Annotated in this window: 13 protein-coding genes and 1 tRNA gene; 9 read left to right on the forward strand and 5 right to left on the reverse strand. The window is 71.7% G+C overall.

Annotated features, from left to right (window positions below; translation table 11 throughout):
* Positions 1 to 45 precede the first annotated feature (45 nt).
* From CXR04_RS16540 to CXR04_RS16555, 4 genes are all read left to right on the forward strand, one after another.
* Positions 46 to 1,569 (forward strand): FG-GAP repeat protein, encoded by a 1,524-nt coding sequence (locus CXR04_RS16540; protein ID WP_101423152.1) that lies wholly within the window; start codon positions 46 to 48, stop codon positions 1,567 to 1,569.
* A 168-nt stretch (positions 1,570 to 1,737) separates the two neighbouring features.
* On the forward strand, positions 1,738 to 3,219 hold the full coding sequence (locus CXR04_RS16545) for an FG-GAP and VCBS repeat-containing protein (RefSeq protein WP_101423154.1): 1,482 nt from the start codon (positions 1,738 to 1,740) through the stop codon (positions 3,217 to 3,219).
* A 137-nt stretch (positions 3,220 to 3,356) separates the two neighbouring features.
* Complete coding sequence (locus CXR04_RS16550) at positions 3,357 to 4,826, forward strand: FG-GAP and VCBS repeat-containing protein (RefSeq protein ID WP_101423156.1); 1,470 nt, start codon at positions 3,357 to 3,359, stop codon at positions 4,824 to 4,826.
* A gap of 273 nt (positions 4,827 to 5,099) precedes the next feature.
* Complete coding sequence (locus CXR04_RS16555; RefSeq protein ID WP_442802381.1) at positions 5,100 to 5,999, forward strand: Yip1 family protein; 900 nt, start codon at positions 5,100 to 5,102, stop codon at positions 5,997 to 5,999.
* Positions 6,000 to 6,009: 10 nt separating this feature from the next.
* Here the strand turns inward: CXR04_RS16555 and dcd are convergent, their stop codons facing one another.
* A complete protein-coding gene (dcd, locus tag CXR04_RS16560; RefSeq protein ID WP_101423160.1) occupies positions 6,010 to 6,585 on the reverse strand; it encodes a dCTP deaminase in 576 nt (191 codons plus the stop codon).
* Positions 6,586 to 6,985: 400 nt separating this feature from the next.
* Between dcd and CXR04_RS16565 the strand changes: the two genes are divergently transcribed.
* Positions 6,986 to 7,059 (forward strand) — tRNA-Gly (locus tag CXR04_RS16565).
* A gap of 51 nt (positions 7,060 to 7,110) precedes the next feature.
* On the opposite strand, the gene CXR04_RS16570 is transcribed toward CXR04_RS16565, so the two are convergent.
* From CXR04_RS16570 to CXR04_RS16580, 3 genes are all read right to left on the reverse strand, one after another.
* On the reverse strand, positions 7,111 to 8,283 hold the full coding sequence (locus tag CXR04_RS16570) for a tyrosine-type recombinase/integrase (protein WP_101423162.1): 1,173 nt from the start codon (positions 8,281 to 8,283) through the stop codon (positions 7,111 to 7,113).
* On the reverse strand, positions 8,283 to 8,504 hold the full coding sequence (locus CXR04_RS16575) for a helix-turn-helix domain-containing protein (protein ID WP_101423164.1): 222 nt from the start codon (positions 8,502 to 8,504) through the stop codon (positions 8,283 to 8,285). Before CXR04_RS16575 ends, CXR04_RS16570 begins: the two co-directional genes overlap by 1 nt.
* Positions 8,505 to 8,701: 197 nt before the next feature.
* A complete protein-coding gene (locus tag CXR04_RS16580) occupies positions 8,702 to 9,205 on the reverse strand; it encodes a helix-turn-helix domain-containing protein (protein ID WP_101423165.1) in 504 nt (167 codons plus the stop codon).
* A gap of 300 nt (positions 9,206 to 9,505) precedes the next feature.
* Here CXR04_RS16580 and CXR04_RS16585 point away from each other — a divergent pair, with 300 nt between their 5' ends.
* The 4 genes from CXR04_RS16585 (at position 9,506) to CXR04_RS16600 (ending at position 14,278) form a co-directional block, all read left to right on the forward strand.
* Positions 9,506 to 10,771, forward strand: coding sequence for a DUF3631 domain-containing protein (locus tag CXR04_RS16585; protein WP_101423167.1), 1,266 nt, complete (start codon positions 9,506 to 9,508; stop codon positions 10,769 to 10,771).
* 161 nt (positions 10,772 to 10,932) lie between these two features.
* Positions 10,933 to 11,760 (forward strand): DUF2637 domain-containing protein, encoded by an 828-nt coding sequence (locus tag CXR04_RS16590; protein WP_101423169.1) that lies wholly within the window; start codon positions 10,933 to 10,935, stop codon positions 11,758 to 11,760.
* 278 nt (positions 11,761 to 12,038) lie between these two features.
* A complete protein-coding gene (mobC, locus tag CXR04_RS16595; RefSeq protein WP_159072331.1) occupies positions 12,039 to 12,563 on the forward strand; it encodes a plasmid mobilization relaxosome protein MobC in 525 nt (174 codons plus the stop codon).
* Positions 12,560 to 14,278 (forward strand): relaxase/mobilization nuclease domain-containing protein, encoded by a 1,719-nt coding sequence (locus CXR04_RS16600; protein WP_101423172.1) that lies wholly within the window; start codon positions 12,560 to 12,562, stop codon positions 14,276 to 14,278. The genes mobC and CXR04_RS16600 overlap by 4 nt, the downstream gene beginning before the upstream one ends.
* A gap of 159 nt (positions 14,279 to 14,437) precedes the next feature.
* On the opposite strand, the gene CXR04_RS16605 is transcribed toward CXR04_RS16600, so the two are convergent.
* Positions 14,438 to 15,214 (reverse strand): terpene synthase family protein, encoded by a 777-nt coding sequence (locus CXR04_RS16605; RefSeq protein WP_159072332.1) that lies wholly within the window; start codon positions 15,212 to 15,214, stop codon positions 14,438 to 14,440.
* Positions 15,215 to 15,394: the final 180 nt, after the last annotated feature.

Below are 15,394 nucleotides of genomic sequence, written 5' to 3' on the forward strand. Positions count from 1 at the left end.
AGTGCACGCAACCCGCCCGTCAGACCGTCACCGGAAGGACCCCCCATGCGCATCCGTACCCTCGCCGCCTTAACCGCCTGTCTCGCCACCGCGGGCACGGCGGCCGTCACCGCCCCTTCGGCGGGGGCGGAGGACCGGGGCGCCCCGGCCGGCGCCGCCGCCGTCCCGGCTGACTCGGCAGCAGCCGCCGCCGCAGACGCCCGTGCCGTACGGGCCGACTTCGACGGCGACGGCTACGACGACCTCGCCACCGGCGCCCCCGGGGGGAGGGTCGCGGGACACACCGAGGCCGGCTACGTCCTCGTCAGCTACGGCTCCGCCGACGGCGTCACCGCTCCCGCCTCCACGGTCCTCAGCCAGTCCACCGCCGGCGTCCCCGGCACCCCCGCGGCGGACGACCGCTTCGGCGACCGGCTCGTCGCCCGCGACCTCGACGGCGACGGCCTGACCGACCTCGCCGTCACCGCCCGCGCCGAGGACGGCGACGCGGCGGGCTCCGTCACCGTCCTGTGGGGCCGCGCGGGCGGCCTGACCGGCGCCGGCGCCGCCCGCGCCCAGGTGCCGGGCGGCGGCGGTCTCGCCCGCGACCTGCACGCCGGCGACTTCGACGGCGACGGCGAGGGCGACCTGCTCGTGCCCAGCACCCGCAGCGACAGCGCCGAGGCGTACACCGTCCTCTACGGCCCGTTCACCCGCGCCGGCGCTCCCGCGCGCGAGAGCGGGCTCGTCGAGATGAAGCCCGAGGACAGCCTCGACGGCGTCGCCGTCGGCGATGTCACGGGCGACGGCGCCGACGACCTCGTGGCGTTCTTCAGCTACCAGGGCAACGCCGAGAGCGGCTGGTTCTGGAAGGGCGGCGGCCCCGGCGGGCTGACGCGGAGCGGCGCCGCGCTGCCCAACGGCAGCTCGCCGACGATCGGCGACTTCGACGGCGACGGGAAAGGCGACCTCGCGTACCGCTCGGTCGGCGCGAGCGTCGAGGACCTCCCGTACGGCAAGGGCAAGGTCAGGGTCGTCTACGGGACCGCGAACGGCCCCAGCGAGACGCGCCGTTCGGCCTTCACCCAGGACACCGCGGGCGTGCCTGGCACCGGCGAGCGCGGCGACCAGTTCGGCGCCCGGCTCGCGGCGGGCGACGCGAACGGCGACGGCTTCGCCGACCTCGCCGTGGGCGTGCCGTACGAGGCCATCGGCAGCAAGCAGTCCGCGGGCTCCGTGGTGCTGCTCAAGGGCGGCTCCGGCGGGCTCAAGGCCCGTGGCGCGCAGGCGTTCCACCAGGACACGCCCGGCGTGAAGGGCGTGGCGGAGACCGGGGACCGGTTCGGCGCGGCCCTGGTGTTCGGGGACGTCACGGGCGACGGCCGGGCGGAGCTGGCGGTGGGCGCGCCGGAGGAGAACGGCACGGGCGCGATCTGGTCGCTGCGCGGCGCCGCCGGCGGGCTGACGGCCACGGGCTCGGTGGCGTTCAGCCCGGACAACTTCGAGGGGCCCGGCCGTACGGGCGGGGCGCGGTTCGGCACGGGCTTCGCGGACGAGGACCTGGGTCACTACCTGATGGGCCAGGAATGACCGGATGAATCCCGCGAACCAGGTTCATTACGCAACAAGTTCGCGGAAAGCTGCATGTGCCATATGAAGAGCGGTAGTTCGTACAACCTCGGGTGAACGTCAGGTGTCTCACCGGGTGAGAGGCCCACTGAGTAGCCGTACTCCGTCACCTACGTTCAGGAGCCCGACATGCCACGCAGCCGCCGTACGCCCACGACCGCCACCGCCTTAGCGGCCTCTCTGGCCGTCGTCGCCGGCGCCGCCCTCGCGGGCGGCGCCGCACCGGCCGCGGCCGCGCCCGCGGAAGGCGCGGTCGCGGCGCCCGCGAAGTTCCACGACGACTTCAACGGCGACGGCTACCCCGACCTGGTGGTGGCCGCCCCCTCCGGCACCGTGGACGGCGCCGCGCGCGCCGGGTACGTCGCCGTGCTCTACGGCTCGGCCGGCGGGCTCGACACCGCCAGGCGCACGGTCGTCAGCCAGTCCACCGCCGGCGTCCCCGGCACCTCCGAGGCCGGCGACGCCTTCGGCGCCACCCTCGCCTCCGCCGACTTCGACCGCGACGGGTACGCCGACCTCGCCGTCGGCGCCACCGGCGAAGACCTCGGCGGCGTCGCCGACACGGGGCGCACGATCATCCTCTACGGCTCGTCCGGCGGGGTGTCCGGCAGCGGCGCCCAGGATCTGCGCCCCGCCTCCCTGACCGAGGGCAACGCCTACGCGACCGGCCTGGCCGCAGGCGACTGGTTCCACGACGGCTCGACCGCGCTGGCGATCCTGTCGAAGGACCACCTGGAGCTGTACGGGGGCTGGGGCCGGGCACGTACCCCTGCACGCGCGCAGACGGGCCACCCCTTCGGCGACTTCCCGCAGGACTTCACGCCCACCGGCCTGGTCGGCGGCGACTTCGAGGGCGACGGCGCCGCCGATCTCGTGGTCACCGGCACGCAGTGGTACCTGGAGTACCTGGAGGGCCACTCCCTGTACCTCAAGGGCGGCGGCCCGGAGGGCTACACGCGCACCGGGTTCGCCGGCGGGCCGGTCGGCGTCGCGGGCGACATCGACAAGGACGGCGCCGACGACCTCGTGATCGGCGATCCCTCGGTGCTGGAGCACGGCCAGTTCGAGCTGTCGGGCGGCGCCGTCGAGGTCTGGTACGGGGCCGCGGGCGGGCCGGGCGCCGGGCAGCCCGAGGTGTGGCAGCAGGGCAGCGGGGGCGTCCCCGGGGCGTACGAGGTGGAGGACCGCTTCGGCAGCGACGTCTCGCTCGGCGACGTCAACGGCGACGGCTTCCCCGACCTCGCGGTCGGCGCCGAGGGCGAGGCGATCGGCACCAGCGCCGGGGCCGGCGCCGTCTGGCTGCTGCGCGGCTCCGCCGCCGGGCTGACCACGACCGGCGTACAGCACTTCAACCAGGACACCCCCGGGATCCCCGGCACCGCGGAGGCCGGCGACCTCTTCGGCTCCGACGTGCGGCTGCACGACCCCAACCGCGACGGCCGGTCTGGCCTGATCGCGGGGGCACCCGGCGAGAACGCGGGGCAGGGGTTCGCGTGGGTGCTGCAGGCCCGTAGCAGCGGGCTGATCGCGGACGGGTCGTGGAACTTCAGCGGCGCGTCGATGGGCGCGAACGGGGCGAACGCGCGGTTCCCCGAGACGATCGCGGAGTAGCTCCCCTCACCGCCGTTTCCGTAGGCGGAATGACACTTTCTGTCACCGTACGAACCAACTAGCCGTATTCCTACAACCTTTGGCCGCGGTACGGGGTCTTCTGATCGCCGTCATCGACCGCGCCCGGGAGCTGCCGCATGCATCACAGACTCCGTACCGCACTTGCCACCGCGACCGCCGCCGCCGCGCTCTCGGGCGGCCTGGGGGCCGTCGCCGTCGCCGATTCCGGCACCCCGGCCGCGGAACCCGCGGGCGCGATGGTCGACTTCAACGGGGACGGAGACCGCGACATCGCGGTCTCCGCGCCCGATGCGTACGTCGCCGGAGTAAGGGGCGCCGGCCAGATCGTCGCCCATTACGGGGCGGAGAACGGCACCGCCGCCGGCATCACCGCCCGCCGCGCCAAGCGGCTCAGCCAGCACAGCGCCGGCGTCCCCGGCACCGCCGAGGAGGGCGACGGCTGGGGCGGCTGGACCGCCGCCGCGGACTTCGACGGCGACGGGTACACCGACCTCGCCGTCGCCGCCCCCGGCGAGAAGGTCGGCGGCGACGTCAGCGGCGGTACGATCCAGCTCCTTTGGGGCGGGCCGTACGGCCTCGCCGGCGGTACGACGCTGCCCGACCCGCGCCCGTACGAGCACGACCTCTTCGGCCGCGGCCTCACCGCCGGCGACTTCGACGGCGACGGCACCGCGGACCTGGCCGTGGCCTCGACGAGCGCGTCCATGGACGTCTTCACCGGCGGCTTCGGCCGTACGAAGGGGGACTACGGGGCGTGGGACACGGTCGCGGTGCCGCTGGACAACGGAAAGATCTGGGGCCGGTTCGACCTCGCCGCGGGCGACGTCGACGGCGACGGCGACGACGATCTCGTCGTCAACGGCCACGTCGACTGGGAGCACAGCGGCGTCTACGTGCCGGGCTCCCCGGACGGCCTGACCGACGCGGGGCAGCGGCAGCTCCCCGGAGGCGACACCACCGTCATCGGGGACGTGAACGGCGACGGCCGGGCCGACATCGTCACCGGGCTGACGCGCGACGACGAGGGCACGCCGGGCGCGGCGCTGGGCGGCAAGGTCTCCGTCACCCTCGGCTCCGCGGACGGCCCCGCCGGCACCACGGACCTGAGCCAGGCCACGCCGGGCGTCCCGGGCACGCCGGAGAAGGGGGACTCCTTCGGCGGCCAGTTGGCCCTCGGCGACGTGGACGGCGACGGGCATACGGACCTGGCCGTCGCCGCGGCGAACGAGACCCTGGGCGCCGCCGAGAACACCGGCACCGTCACGGTGCTCTACGGCGCGGCGGACGGCTCGGGCTTCGGCGGCGCGGGCGCGACGCTGGTCCACCAGAACGCCCCGGGCGTCCCCGGCACCAACGAGACCCGCGACCGCTTCGGCATCGCCGTCCTCCTCTCGGACCTCAACGGCGACGGCTACGACGACCTGACGGTCGGCCCGGCCGGCAAGAACGCCGGCAACGGCGCGGTCTACGCCCTGCGCTCCGACGCGGGCACGGTGGCGGCGGACGGTGCGGTGGCGATCTACCCGTCGTCGGTCGGGATGCCGACGACGGGGGACCCGGGGTACGGGTCGGAGTTCGCGGGCTGACGACGCAGCGCCGCAGGGACGGCGACGTACCGCGAGCGCCACCGCTCACGCCGCCGCCGCAGAGACGGCCAGGGCCCGGACCTCCCCCGGCCGGGCCCTGGCTCATGCCCGGGAACACCGGTGCCCTGTGACCCCCCACACTCCACTCGCGCCACCCACCCCCGGACCCAGTAGGGCGGATCCCCTACGGGAAGTACCGTCTTGGCCATAAACATCCCCCGTATTCCCGGGCCCCGGTGACCTCGGCGGGCAAGACCAGGTACGTTCGATCGCGTGGCAGGATTCAGAATGGGCCGGGGACGCGAGCCCCACGGCAGTCGGCAGCAGGGGCGGCCGCAGGGCCCGCCGCAGGGCGGCCCCCCGCCTTACGGCGGCCCGCAGTACGGCGGCCCCCCGCCGCCGCCGCGCGGGCACGGACAGGGGCACGGGCAGCCGTACGGCGCCCAGTGGCGGCAGCCCCCGGGCAGCCACGGCTCGGGGCCCGAGTACTACGGCGGCGGCCACGACCCGTACGCCGCCGACCGCCCCGGCAACACCCAGCCGTACGGCGTCGGCGGGGTGCCGGACGACTACGGTCCGTACCACGACGGCCACGTCTACCGCGCCGGCGAGGGGGCAGCGCCGCCCGTAGGCCCGCGGCTGCACTGGAAGGACCTGCTCAGCGGGATCGTCTTCCACCCGAGCCGCACGTTCTGGCAGATGCGCGACCACAGCATGTGGGGCCCGGCGCTGACGGTGAGCTTCCTCTACGGCCTGCTCGCGGTCTTCGGCCTGGAGCAGGCGCGCGACGAGGTGCTCAACTCCACGATCTCGGCCAGCATCCCGTGGATCATCGCCACGGGCGTCGCGGTCACGCTCAGCGGCCTGGTGATGGGCACGGTCACGCACACGCTCGCCCGGCAGTTGGGCGGCGCGGGCGCGCTGGCGCCGACGGTGGGGCTGGCGATGCTGGTCGTGGCGATCACGGACGCGCCGCGGCTGCTGGTCGCGATGTTCATCGGCGGCGAGCACATGTTCGCGCAGGGTGTGGGCTGGCTGACGTGGCTGGCGGCGGGGGTGCTGCTGACGTCGATGGTGAGCAAGTCGCACGACCTGCCGTGGCCGCGGGCGCTGGGGGCGTGCTCGATCCAGTTGGTGGCGCTGCTGGCGCTGTTCAAGCTGGGCACGCTCTGACCCGAGCCGGTCAGATCACGGTGCGGTGGAAGTTCTGGTACGACCGGGAGGGCGTGGGCCCGCGCTGCCCCTGGTACCGGGAGCCGTACTTGGCGGATCCGTAGGGGTGCTCGGCGGGTGAGCTGAGCCGGAACATGCAGAGCTGCCCGATCTTCATGCCCGGCCACAGCTTGATGGGCAGGGTGGCGACGTTGGAGAGCTCCAGCGTCACGTGCCCGCTGAACCCGGGGTCGATGAAGCCGGCGGTGGAGTGCGTGAGCAGCCCGAGCCGGCCGAGGCTTGACTTGCCTTCGAGCCGGGAGGCGATGTCGTCGGGCAGCGAGATGACCTCGTACGTCGAGGCCAGCACGAACTCCCCGGGGTGCAGGATGAAGCACTCGTCGCCCTCGGGCTCCACGAGCCGCGTGAGGCCGCTCTGTTCGACGGCGGGGTCGATGTGGGGATAACGGTGGTTCTCGAACACCCGGAAGTAGCGGTCGAGGCGTACGTCCACGCTGGACGGCTGGATCATCGCGTCGTCGAAGGGCTCGATCCGGACCCGCCCGGCGTCGACTTCGCTCCGGATGTCCTTGTCAGAGAGCAGCACGCCCCGACCCTACCGGCTGCCCGGCACGCTACCGCGCGTCGCCCTTGCCCACCGGCTGAACGTTCCGCAACCGCGCACACCGCGGACACCGCACGAGCCCACCGGACCCGATCCGCCGGGCGGCGCCGACGTTCTGCATCGGGAGCGAGGCGGTGCTGAAGACGTGCCCTTCGGCACATCGGACGACGGTGGTCTCCATCAGGCTCCTTCCCCATAACGCAACAAAAGCCACACTACGGGACCAACCCCCCACCCCACACGCCACCCCCCACCTCAAGGTAACCCCAACTCCCGCCCCACCCCGGCACATCCACCCCACAACACCGGCAGCCCCCCGACGACCTCGCCGGGGGGCGCACATACGGTAGAGTGACAGCGAAGCGCCCGGTGGGCGCTCTACGCGGGCGTAGTTTAATGGTAGAACATGAGCTTCCCAAGCTCAGAGCGCGGGTTCGATTCCCGTCGCCCGCTCCAGAAGAAAGCCCCAGGTCAGAAACCTGGGGCTTCCGTGTTGTCTAGACCTCTCTACCCCCCGCGTGCCCGTTGCGTGCCCGATGGGTCCTCGTCGTGCCCCTGCCGAGCTGCGGCTTCACGCTCCGCCCGCACCTTCGCGTCGAGTGCATCTGCAATCTCCCGCTGACGCTGCAGGTTCGAGTGCTGGTAGATCAGCGCGGCCCGTTCGGTGGACTGGCCCGCACGCACCATGGTGTCCTTCAGCGTCGCGCCGGCCTGGGTCGAGAGCGTGTGTCCGGTGTGGCGGAGATCGTAGAAGCGGAAGCCGTCCGGCAGACCGACCTTCGACCGTGCCTTGCGCCACTTCCGTCCGAAGGTGGATCGGCGGAACGGCTTCCCGCGCTCTCCTACGAACAGCAGTCCGTCCGGCTCCTTCTCGGCGTACCAGTCGAGGTGACGCCGGAGATCCTTCTCCATGAAGGCCGGAAGCGCCATGAAGCGCCTGCCCGCCTCTGACTTGGTGTCACCGACGACGCGGCGGCCGGTCGTCAGCTCCGGGGCGGCCCGGCGTACCCACACGCCAACGGCGTCCAGGTCGGCATCGGAGCGGCGCATCTCGGCCTGTTCCTCCGGGCGGGCTGGGCCGAAGGCCGCGATGTAGACCATCAGGCGCCAGCGCGGCCCCATGGCGTCGGCCAAGGCGTCCACCTGGCCGACGGTGGCGATCGGCCGCTCAGCAGCCGACTCCTTACCGGCTCCCTTGATCCGACACGGATTCCGGCGGATCAACTCGTCCTCAACAGCCGTCTCCATGACGGCCTTCAGCAGCCGGTAGGACTTGGCGACCGTGGTGGCTCCCGTCACCTTCAGCCGTTCGGCCCGCCAGGTGCGGACGCGCGGAGCGGTGATCTCGTCGAGGTGAAGGTCACCGATCTGCGGGACGATGTGCAACCGGAGCAGCCGCCGGTACAACTCCTCGGTGGTGGCCGACAGATCGCGCTCATCCACCCATTGCAGGGCGTACTTCTCCAGAGGGATGGCCCCGACCTCCGGAGCCACCCACTCGTCGCGCTGGATCTCGGTGCGCTTCTCGGCCAGCCAGTCGTCCGCGTCACGGCGGGTGGCGAAGGTCTCTGGCGCAGGCCGGTCGATGCCGTCAGGCCCGAGGTAGCGCGCCTGGTAGCGACCCGAAGGCAGCTTGCGGATGCGGCCGAAGGTCCGCTTGGAACTCTTACCCTTTGCCATCAGGCGGCCTTCCCGTAGCGGGCGGCTCGCGTCTCGGCGGCGGTGAGCACCGTGCGTTCCGCGATGAAGGCGGCGATGGCGCTCTCGGGGATGCGGACGTGCTTGCCGAGCTTGACGTAGCGGATGCGGCGTTCCTGGATGAGGCGGCGCACGAAGCGCACGCCCGTGCCGAGGCGCTCGGCAGCCTCGCCCGCGGTGAGCAGGCGATCCTGATTGGTCACCTCCTTCGCTGCGGTAGCGGTCTGCGTGGAGGCGCGGGGTATTGCGGTTTGGCGCAAGTGTGGTTCCTCTTCTGGCAGGCGGTGGCACGGCAATGCCGGCCTGCCGGGTCGATCGCACGGGATGGCGGTGGTGGAGAGGGAGGGGCCCGTAGTTGGGCTTGTGACGTGCCCGGAAGGGCTGTTGGAGCGGTGGGAGGCTAAGCCTCGTCCGCCTCGGAGCGCTCCTCCGGCGGGGGGCCGTAGGTCTTGGCCATCTGGCCGGCGCTGACTTCGGCGATGGCGTTGGACACCATCACGTCGGCCTCTTCGCGGATGCCGGGGTGCTCGGCGAGGTACGCGTCCAGCGCGTCGCGGGCGGTGGTGAAGGCACCGTTGGCGCGCTGGGTGGCGCGGTAGGCGTCCACGACGTCGTCGATCAGCTCCATGGCCCGGGTTCTGGCCGCGAGCTGCGGCGGGCCGACGAGGTTGCGCAGGTCGATGCCGAAGACCCCGGCGAAGCCGATGGCCTCGTCGAGGTTGATGCGGCGCTTGCGGTTCTCGATGCGCCAGACCGCCGAGGGGTTCATGTCGAACCCGGCGTCGTTGAGTCGGTCGGACAGTCCGTTGGTGCTCCAGCCGCGCGCCTCGCGTTCCAGTCTGATGCGGACGGCCACGTTCTCCTCGCCGCTGAGGAGAACGCCCTGCGAGGGGTCCTCGCTCATCCTGATCACCTCCCTCCGTTCGTAGCGCACTGCTCCGTTGCTAGGGGACTACTACAGTAGCAGCTCTTCTGCGTCACGCAAAACACTTCTGCGATCGGCAGAAGATGTGATACGCTAGTTGCACCGCACCACTGACCACCGAAGAAGACCGCCATGGTCGGCACCGCGGACAGCAAAAAGCCCCCCGGTGGTAGCCAGGGGGCCAAGCGCGAACCTCATAACCGCCATCCCTAGCGATCGACCCGCGTGGCCGGGATTGCCGTCCCATATGGCCCGCGAGCTGAGGAGCTGATGTCCAGTATGGACGACACCTGCCCCGAAACGCCAGCCACCAGCGACGCCACCCGGCCGCTGCTCTCCGTCCCCGCCCAGCCCAGCCAGGGGGACGAGGCACCGGCCATCGGGCCAGCCTGCGCTGCTGAGGAGCCGCCGCGCAGCCACCATCGGGAAGCGACGGCGCCCGAATCCGGGGGCGCCGGGCTGCTCTCTGAACTGCGGCGGAAGATAGCCCACTTCGTCATCCTGCCGTCCGACCACGCGTTGGACGCGGTGACGCTGTGGGTGGCCGCGACGCATCTGCAGACGGCGTGGCAGCACGCGCCGCGGCTGGCGATCACCGGTCCGGTGAAGCGGTGCGGGAAGTCGCGGTTGCTGGACGTGGTGACCGAGACCGTGCACGCGCCGCTGATCACGGTGAACGCCAGCCCGGCAGCGATCTTCCGGTCCATCACCGACGACGAGCCGCCCACCCTGCTGGTGGACGAGGCCGACACGATCTTCGGCACGGCGAAGGTCGCCGAACGCAACGAGGACCTGCGCGGTCTGCTGAACGCCGGCCATCAGCGCAACCGCCCTACCCTCCGCGTCACCGGACCCAACCACGACGTGGCCACGTTTCCCACCTTCGCCATGGCGGCGCTGGCCGGGATCGGGGACCTGCCGGACGCGATCATGGACCGGTCCGTGGTGATCCGCATGCGCCGCCGCGCCGGAGCCGAGAAGGTCGCCTCCTTCCGCACCGCCCGCGACACCCCCGCTCTCCGCCGCGTCCGCGAACGTCTCACGGCCTGGCTGCGCCCGCTGAAGGCGGAGGCGATGAACGAAGAGCCGGTGATGCCGGTCGAGGATCGCGCCGCCGACACCTGGGAGCCCTTGGTTGTCGTCGCCGACCTCGCCGGAGGACGCTGGCCCGAAGCCGCCCGCGCAGCGTGCCGGGCGATGTCGATGCACGAGGCGGGGCAGGACGAGGACGGTGGCCTGAAGGCCCGGATCCTGACCGACATCCGCCGCGTCTTCGCCGACGAAGGCGACCCCGCCATCATGCGCACCAGCCGCCTCATCGAGGCGCTGAAGGCCGACAGCGAAGCACCGTGGGCCGAATACGGCCCACACGGACTGAGCCCGCGCGGGTTGCAGTTGCTGCTCAAGGACTACGGCATCAGTTCCGCCAACCACCGCTTCCCCGGCGGCACCCAGGCCAAGGGGTTCTCCCGCACCCAGTTCGTCGACGCCTGGAACCGCTACTGCCCAGCGCTCCCCGAGGCACCAACGGACTCACGGGCCTGACCCGGCGCAACTCGTCGCACCCGTCCCAGCGCAGCCCAGCACGGGGACGGGTCCCCACCCCGCAACGAGTCCACCCGACATCACCGCCACCCCCCTGCGGCCACAGGGCCCAACGGCGGCCGATATCCGCTCACCCCCGCCCCGGGAGAAGAACGCACCGCATGCCCCAGCACTCTGATGTCCCCACCTCCATACCGGGAGCCGTCGCCATCCGCTTCGGCATCGCCCTGCTCGGCACCGCCGGCTTCGCCCTCTCCTACGACGCCTTGCGCCACATGGCCGTCGCCAGCCACGTACGCGAACCCCTCGCCTACGCCTTCCCCTTCGTCATCGACGGGTTCATCGCCATCGGCATCGGCGCCCTCCTCCTTCTGCGCACCCGCCCTCTGCGATCCCGCCTTTACGTCTGGGCGCTGGTCGGCATCGCCACCGCCGTCAGCATCGCAGCCAACGCCCTCCACGCCATCCGCCTCAACGAGCAATCCCGCCCCGACACCGGTGGCCTGCGCTTGGACAACTTCACCGTCGGCGCCCTGTCCGCCATCGCACCACTCGCCCTCGCCGGAGCCGTACACCTGTACCTCCTCGTCCGCCGCCACACCAACGCCACACATTCCGCCGCACGTGATCGCCACACCACCGCAATCCCGGAAACGCCCCCTACGGAGATGCCGGAGAACCCGCCGAAGCCCGCGCCGACAGAGACCGCCATCACCACCGGGGAGCAAGTGGCGAAAGACCCGGCGGAATCGAGAAGCAGGCCCAGGGGACGCCAGCCCAGCGCCGCTCTCGACGAACTCGTCGCCATCGGCCGCAATGCGCCACTTGGACGCGATGACCGCATCTCCCGGCGCTCGGTCGAAAAAGCGATCCGGGCCGCGGGCCACACGATCGGCAAGGACCGCCTCGTGCAGGTCACCCACCAACTGCAGGCAGAACGCGACCAGGCCGAGGAACCGGCACAGTCGGCGATCTCCTCAGCGGCGTAAAGCCACCCGCAGCAACTCGTTGCACCCGTCCCCGCGCAGCTCAGCCCGGGGACGGGACTCGTCCCCGCAACGAGTCCTCCCGTACCTCGATCCCTACCCGTACCTACGCTGACCAGCGGAGCAACGAGTGGGACGACACCACACGAACCAGAGACACGAGCATGCACCACCAGAACGTCAGGCCCGCCAGCATCAACAGCACCACTGATAACGGCGCAGCAAGGTATCCCCCTGGACCGTCCAAGGCCGGTCCGTGCGGGGGTGTCTCCGCCCCGGGGGTGGCGGAGGAAGTGGTCCGGCTCCAGGGGGAGCCGGACCAGAACGGGGCGGGCGGCGAGTCCGCCGGGCCGCTGCCGATCCGTGCCGCCATCGCCGCCGCCGTGCACCGCGCCGCCCGCCGCCGGCGCCGCGACACCCGCCAGCGCACCCGACGCCTGACCGTGCGCTTCAGCCGTGCCGAGGAAACCCAGATCAAGACGCGTGCCAGGGAGCTGAACATCGCGGTCGCCCATTTGATGGCGGACGCCACCATGGCCGTGGTCGACCACACCATCCCGCTCGTCGGCCAGCGCACCGCCACCGACGACCTGATCGACGAACTCGCTGCCCTGCGCACCGCCATTTCCCGGGTCGGCAAGAACGTCAACCAGATCGCCAAGCGCCTGAACTCCCGCGGCCCTACCCACCCCAGGGACACCGCTGTGCTGGCCGCCGCAGTGCAGGCCATCTCGCTCACCCAGGCAGTTCTGGAGTCCGTGGACTCCTCGGCCTACCAGGCCGCCACCGACCGGGCCCGCCGATGATTGCGAAGATCATGAAGCCGGGCCACAGCACCCGCAACACGATCGCCTACCTGTACAAGACCGGCCGCAGCCACGACCACACCGACCCGCACCTCGTCGCCGCCTGGGACGAACTGGTCCCCGACCCCGGCCGCACCGATGACCCCAAGCGGGTCCTCGGCCAGTTGGTACAGGCCCTCGATCTGCGGGTGAAACAGGCCGGCGACCGCGCACCGAAGGGTCACGTGTGGCACTGCGCGATCCGGGCCGCACCCGAAGACCCGATCCTGACCGACGAGCAGTGGGCCGAGGTCGCCCGCCGTATCGTGCATGCCACCGGCATCGCCCCGACCGGGGACCCGGACGGCTGCCGCTGGATCGCCGCCCGGCACGCACCGGACCACATCCACATCGTTGCCACCAAGATGCGCGGGGACCTGCGCCGCCCCCGCCACTGGAACGACTACCACCGCGCCGACGCCGAGCTGGCGAAGATAGAGACCGAGTGGGGGCTACGTGCCTACGGCCGCGGCGACCGCACCGCCGCCAAACGCCCCACCCGCGCCGAAACCGAGAAAGCCACCCGCCGCACCGGCAGCCCTGTCACACCGCGCGAGAAGCTGCGCGCCACCGTCCGCACCGCCGCCGCCCACGCCCAGAGCGAAGACCACTTCTTCGCTCTGCTTGCCGGGGCCGACGTCCTCGTCGACAAGCGCATCGCGCCCTCCGGGGATGCCCTCGGCTACAAAGTCGCCCTCGCCGCAGACACCAATGCCGCCGGCGACCCGATCTGGTTCCCGGGCGGCAAGCTCGCCCCCGACCTGTCCTTGCCGAAGATTCGAGCCCGCCTCACGGGACAGTCTCCCGACACCCCCACCACCCGCCAGGTCCAGCCCGCCGAGCGCTGGCGCCAGGCAACCTCAGCACTCCGCAACGCCCACCGCACCCTGCACGAGAACGGCAACCCCTCTGCTGCCCAAGCCGGGCTGGCCGCCGCCGGCGAGCTGTTGGACATCCTGCCCGCCCTCGCCACCGGCACCGCCCGCCGCGAACTCTTCGTCGCGGCCCAGACCTTCGAACGCGCCACCCGCTCCCGCATCCGCTTCGACTACGCCCAAGCCGCCGAACTGCGCACCTCCGCCAAACGCCTCCTGCGCACCGCGGGCCAACCCATCCCCGACGCCCCCGCCCTTGACCTACTGCTCACCCTCACCCTCCTGACCATTGCCGCCGCCCGCTGGCACCGCGCCCAACGCCACACCCAGCAAGCCGCCGCAGCCCGAGCCACCCTGTCCCATCTCCGTGCCGCTTACCGCCACACCGCCGCACCAGCCCTGAACACCCTCGCCCAGCGTGCCCCGACACCCGAGGCCGTCGACCTCTACGCCGTCCTCGTACGCGGGGCCCTCCCCGAGCGCGCCGAGCAGATCCTCACGGACCCCGCCTGGCCAGCCCTGGCCACCACCATCCACGAGGCCGAGGCGGATGGTCACCGTCCGGCGGACGTTCTGACCAAGGCCGTCGACGGCCGCGAGCTCGACACCGCAGATTCCGTCGTCGAGGTCCTCGTCTGGCGTATGCGCAACATCGCCGATCGGCAGTTCCGACAGGCCGAAGGCGCACAGACCAGCAGCGCCACCCGCAGCCGCACCGGCCAGCAGCCCGTGCAGGCCCCCGATAGCTGGCGCTCGATGGCGCCGCATCACCGTCCGGATAACCCCCGGCGGCAGCGATGACAGCTTCGCTGTCTCCACCTATCTGCCGGACGTACCGAAGCCGCGCCCGGCCCTGCCATGACGGTGCCCGTACCGGGCTGAGCATGTGCGGAAAGCGCCGGTCGGCGCGTCATCACCCTGCGGGCTGGATAGGTCCTTGTACTTCCGGCCTGGAGGGCGTCATCGGGTGTGGAACGGGGTCCAGTGGCGGTGGTTGATGAGGTGGGCTGCTGCGAATCCGTGGGTGACCTGCCAGAGATCGTGGAGGTAGGTCCGGAGGGTGACCTGGTCGGTGAGGGGCTGGCCGGCGACGGCGGGTAAGTACGGGATGCGGGCGGTCAGTTCGTGCAGTTCGCGACGGCGGCGGTGGTAGATGGCCAGGACCTGAGTCTGGGCGTCGGACCAGTCGAGGCAGTGCTGGGTGCGGTAGGCGACGACCGCATTGTGGGCGTTGGTGAGTTCGCGGTCGAGGCGGAGCAGGTCGCGGGCGAGCACGCACATGTCGGTGGTGACCAGGCGGAAGCGCTCCAGCTCGGGCAGCCCGGCGATGTGCTGGGGGAGTTCGTAGCGGCCGAGGGCTTCGGCGCTGTCGATGACGGCGGTGCCGACGGGGATGCGGCGGCGCCGGAGGCAGTCGGCGAAGTCGGCGCGCGGCGGTTCGGGGCGGGCGTCTTCGAGGCAGTTGACCAGGAACGTCCGCCAGTGGTGCTTGTGCCGCCGTGCCCATTCCGGGCTCTTGGATGCGGTGAGGGCGGTGGTGCACAGGATCGCGGCGGTGTGCCATTGGGTGGTGGGGGGTGTGCGGGCGTCGATGGAGGCGACGAGGGTGCGGACGAACTCGGTGTGCTCGGTCAGGCGGAGGCCGTCCGGGGCTTCGAAGAGTTCCCGGACAAGGAGGTGCCAGGCTGCCGTGTTCGTGACGTACACGATTTCCGGGTAGAGGCCCCTTGGTGCCATGAGGGAGATTAGCTCGGTGATGCGGGAGGTTCGGACGAACCTGTGGGCCTGGTTCTCGGCGAGCAGTCCGGTGTCGGTGAGCCAGCGTAAGTGATCGTGTCTGAGGCGTTCTTCATCCTCATGCCGTGGAGGCCCGGCGGGGATGCTGAGCTGTTCGCGGGTGATCATCGTGAATTCCAG

It is taken from the genome of Streptomyces sp. CMB-StM0423 (assembly GCF_002847285.1).
In the GTDB taxonomy this organism is placed as follows: Bacteria; Actinomycetota; Actinomycetes; order Streptomycetales; family Streptomycetaceae; genus Streptomyces.

Excerpts from the sequence above, each read along its gene's own strand:
- CXR04_RS16590 (WP_101423169.1), top strand. The coding sequence starts at position 10,933 with ATGCCCCAGCACTCTGATGTCCCCACCTCCATACCGGGAGCCGTCGCC.
- CXR04_RS16605 (WP_159072332.1), bottom strand. The coding sequence starts at position 15,214 with ATGGCACCAAGGGGCCTCTACCCGGAAATCGTGTACGTCACGAACACG.
- CXR04_RS16550 (WP_101423156.1), top strand. The coding sequence starts at position 3,357 with ATGCATCACAGACTCCGTACCGCACTTGCCACCGCGACCGCCGCCGCC.
- CXR04_RS16570 (WP_101423162.1), bottom strand. The coding sequence starts at position 8,283 with ATGGCAAAGGGTAAGAGTTCCAAGCGGACCTTCGGCCGCATCCGCAAG.
- CXR04_RS16600 (WP_101423172.1), top strand. The coding sequence starts at position 12,560 with ATGATTGCGAAGATCATGAAGCCGGGCCACAGCACCCGCAACACGATC.
- CXR04_RS16585 (WP_101423167.1), top strand. The coding sequence starts at position 9,506 with ATGGACGACACCTGCCCCGAAACGCCAGCCACCAGCGACGCCACCCGG.
- CXR04_RS16545 (WP_101423154.1), top strand. The coding sequence starts at position 1,738 with ATGCCACGCAGCCGCCGTACGCCCACGACCGCCACCGCCTTAGCGGCC.
- CXR04_RS16540 (WP_101423152.1), top strand. The coding sequence starts at position 46 with ATGCGCATCCGTACCCTCGCCGCCTTAACCGCCTGTCTCGCCACCGCG.
- CXR04_RS16580 (WP_101423165.1), bottom strand. The coding sequence starts at position 9,205 with ATGAGCGAGGACCCCTCGCAGGGCGTTCTCCTCAGCGGCGAGGAGAAC.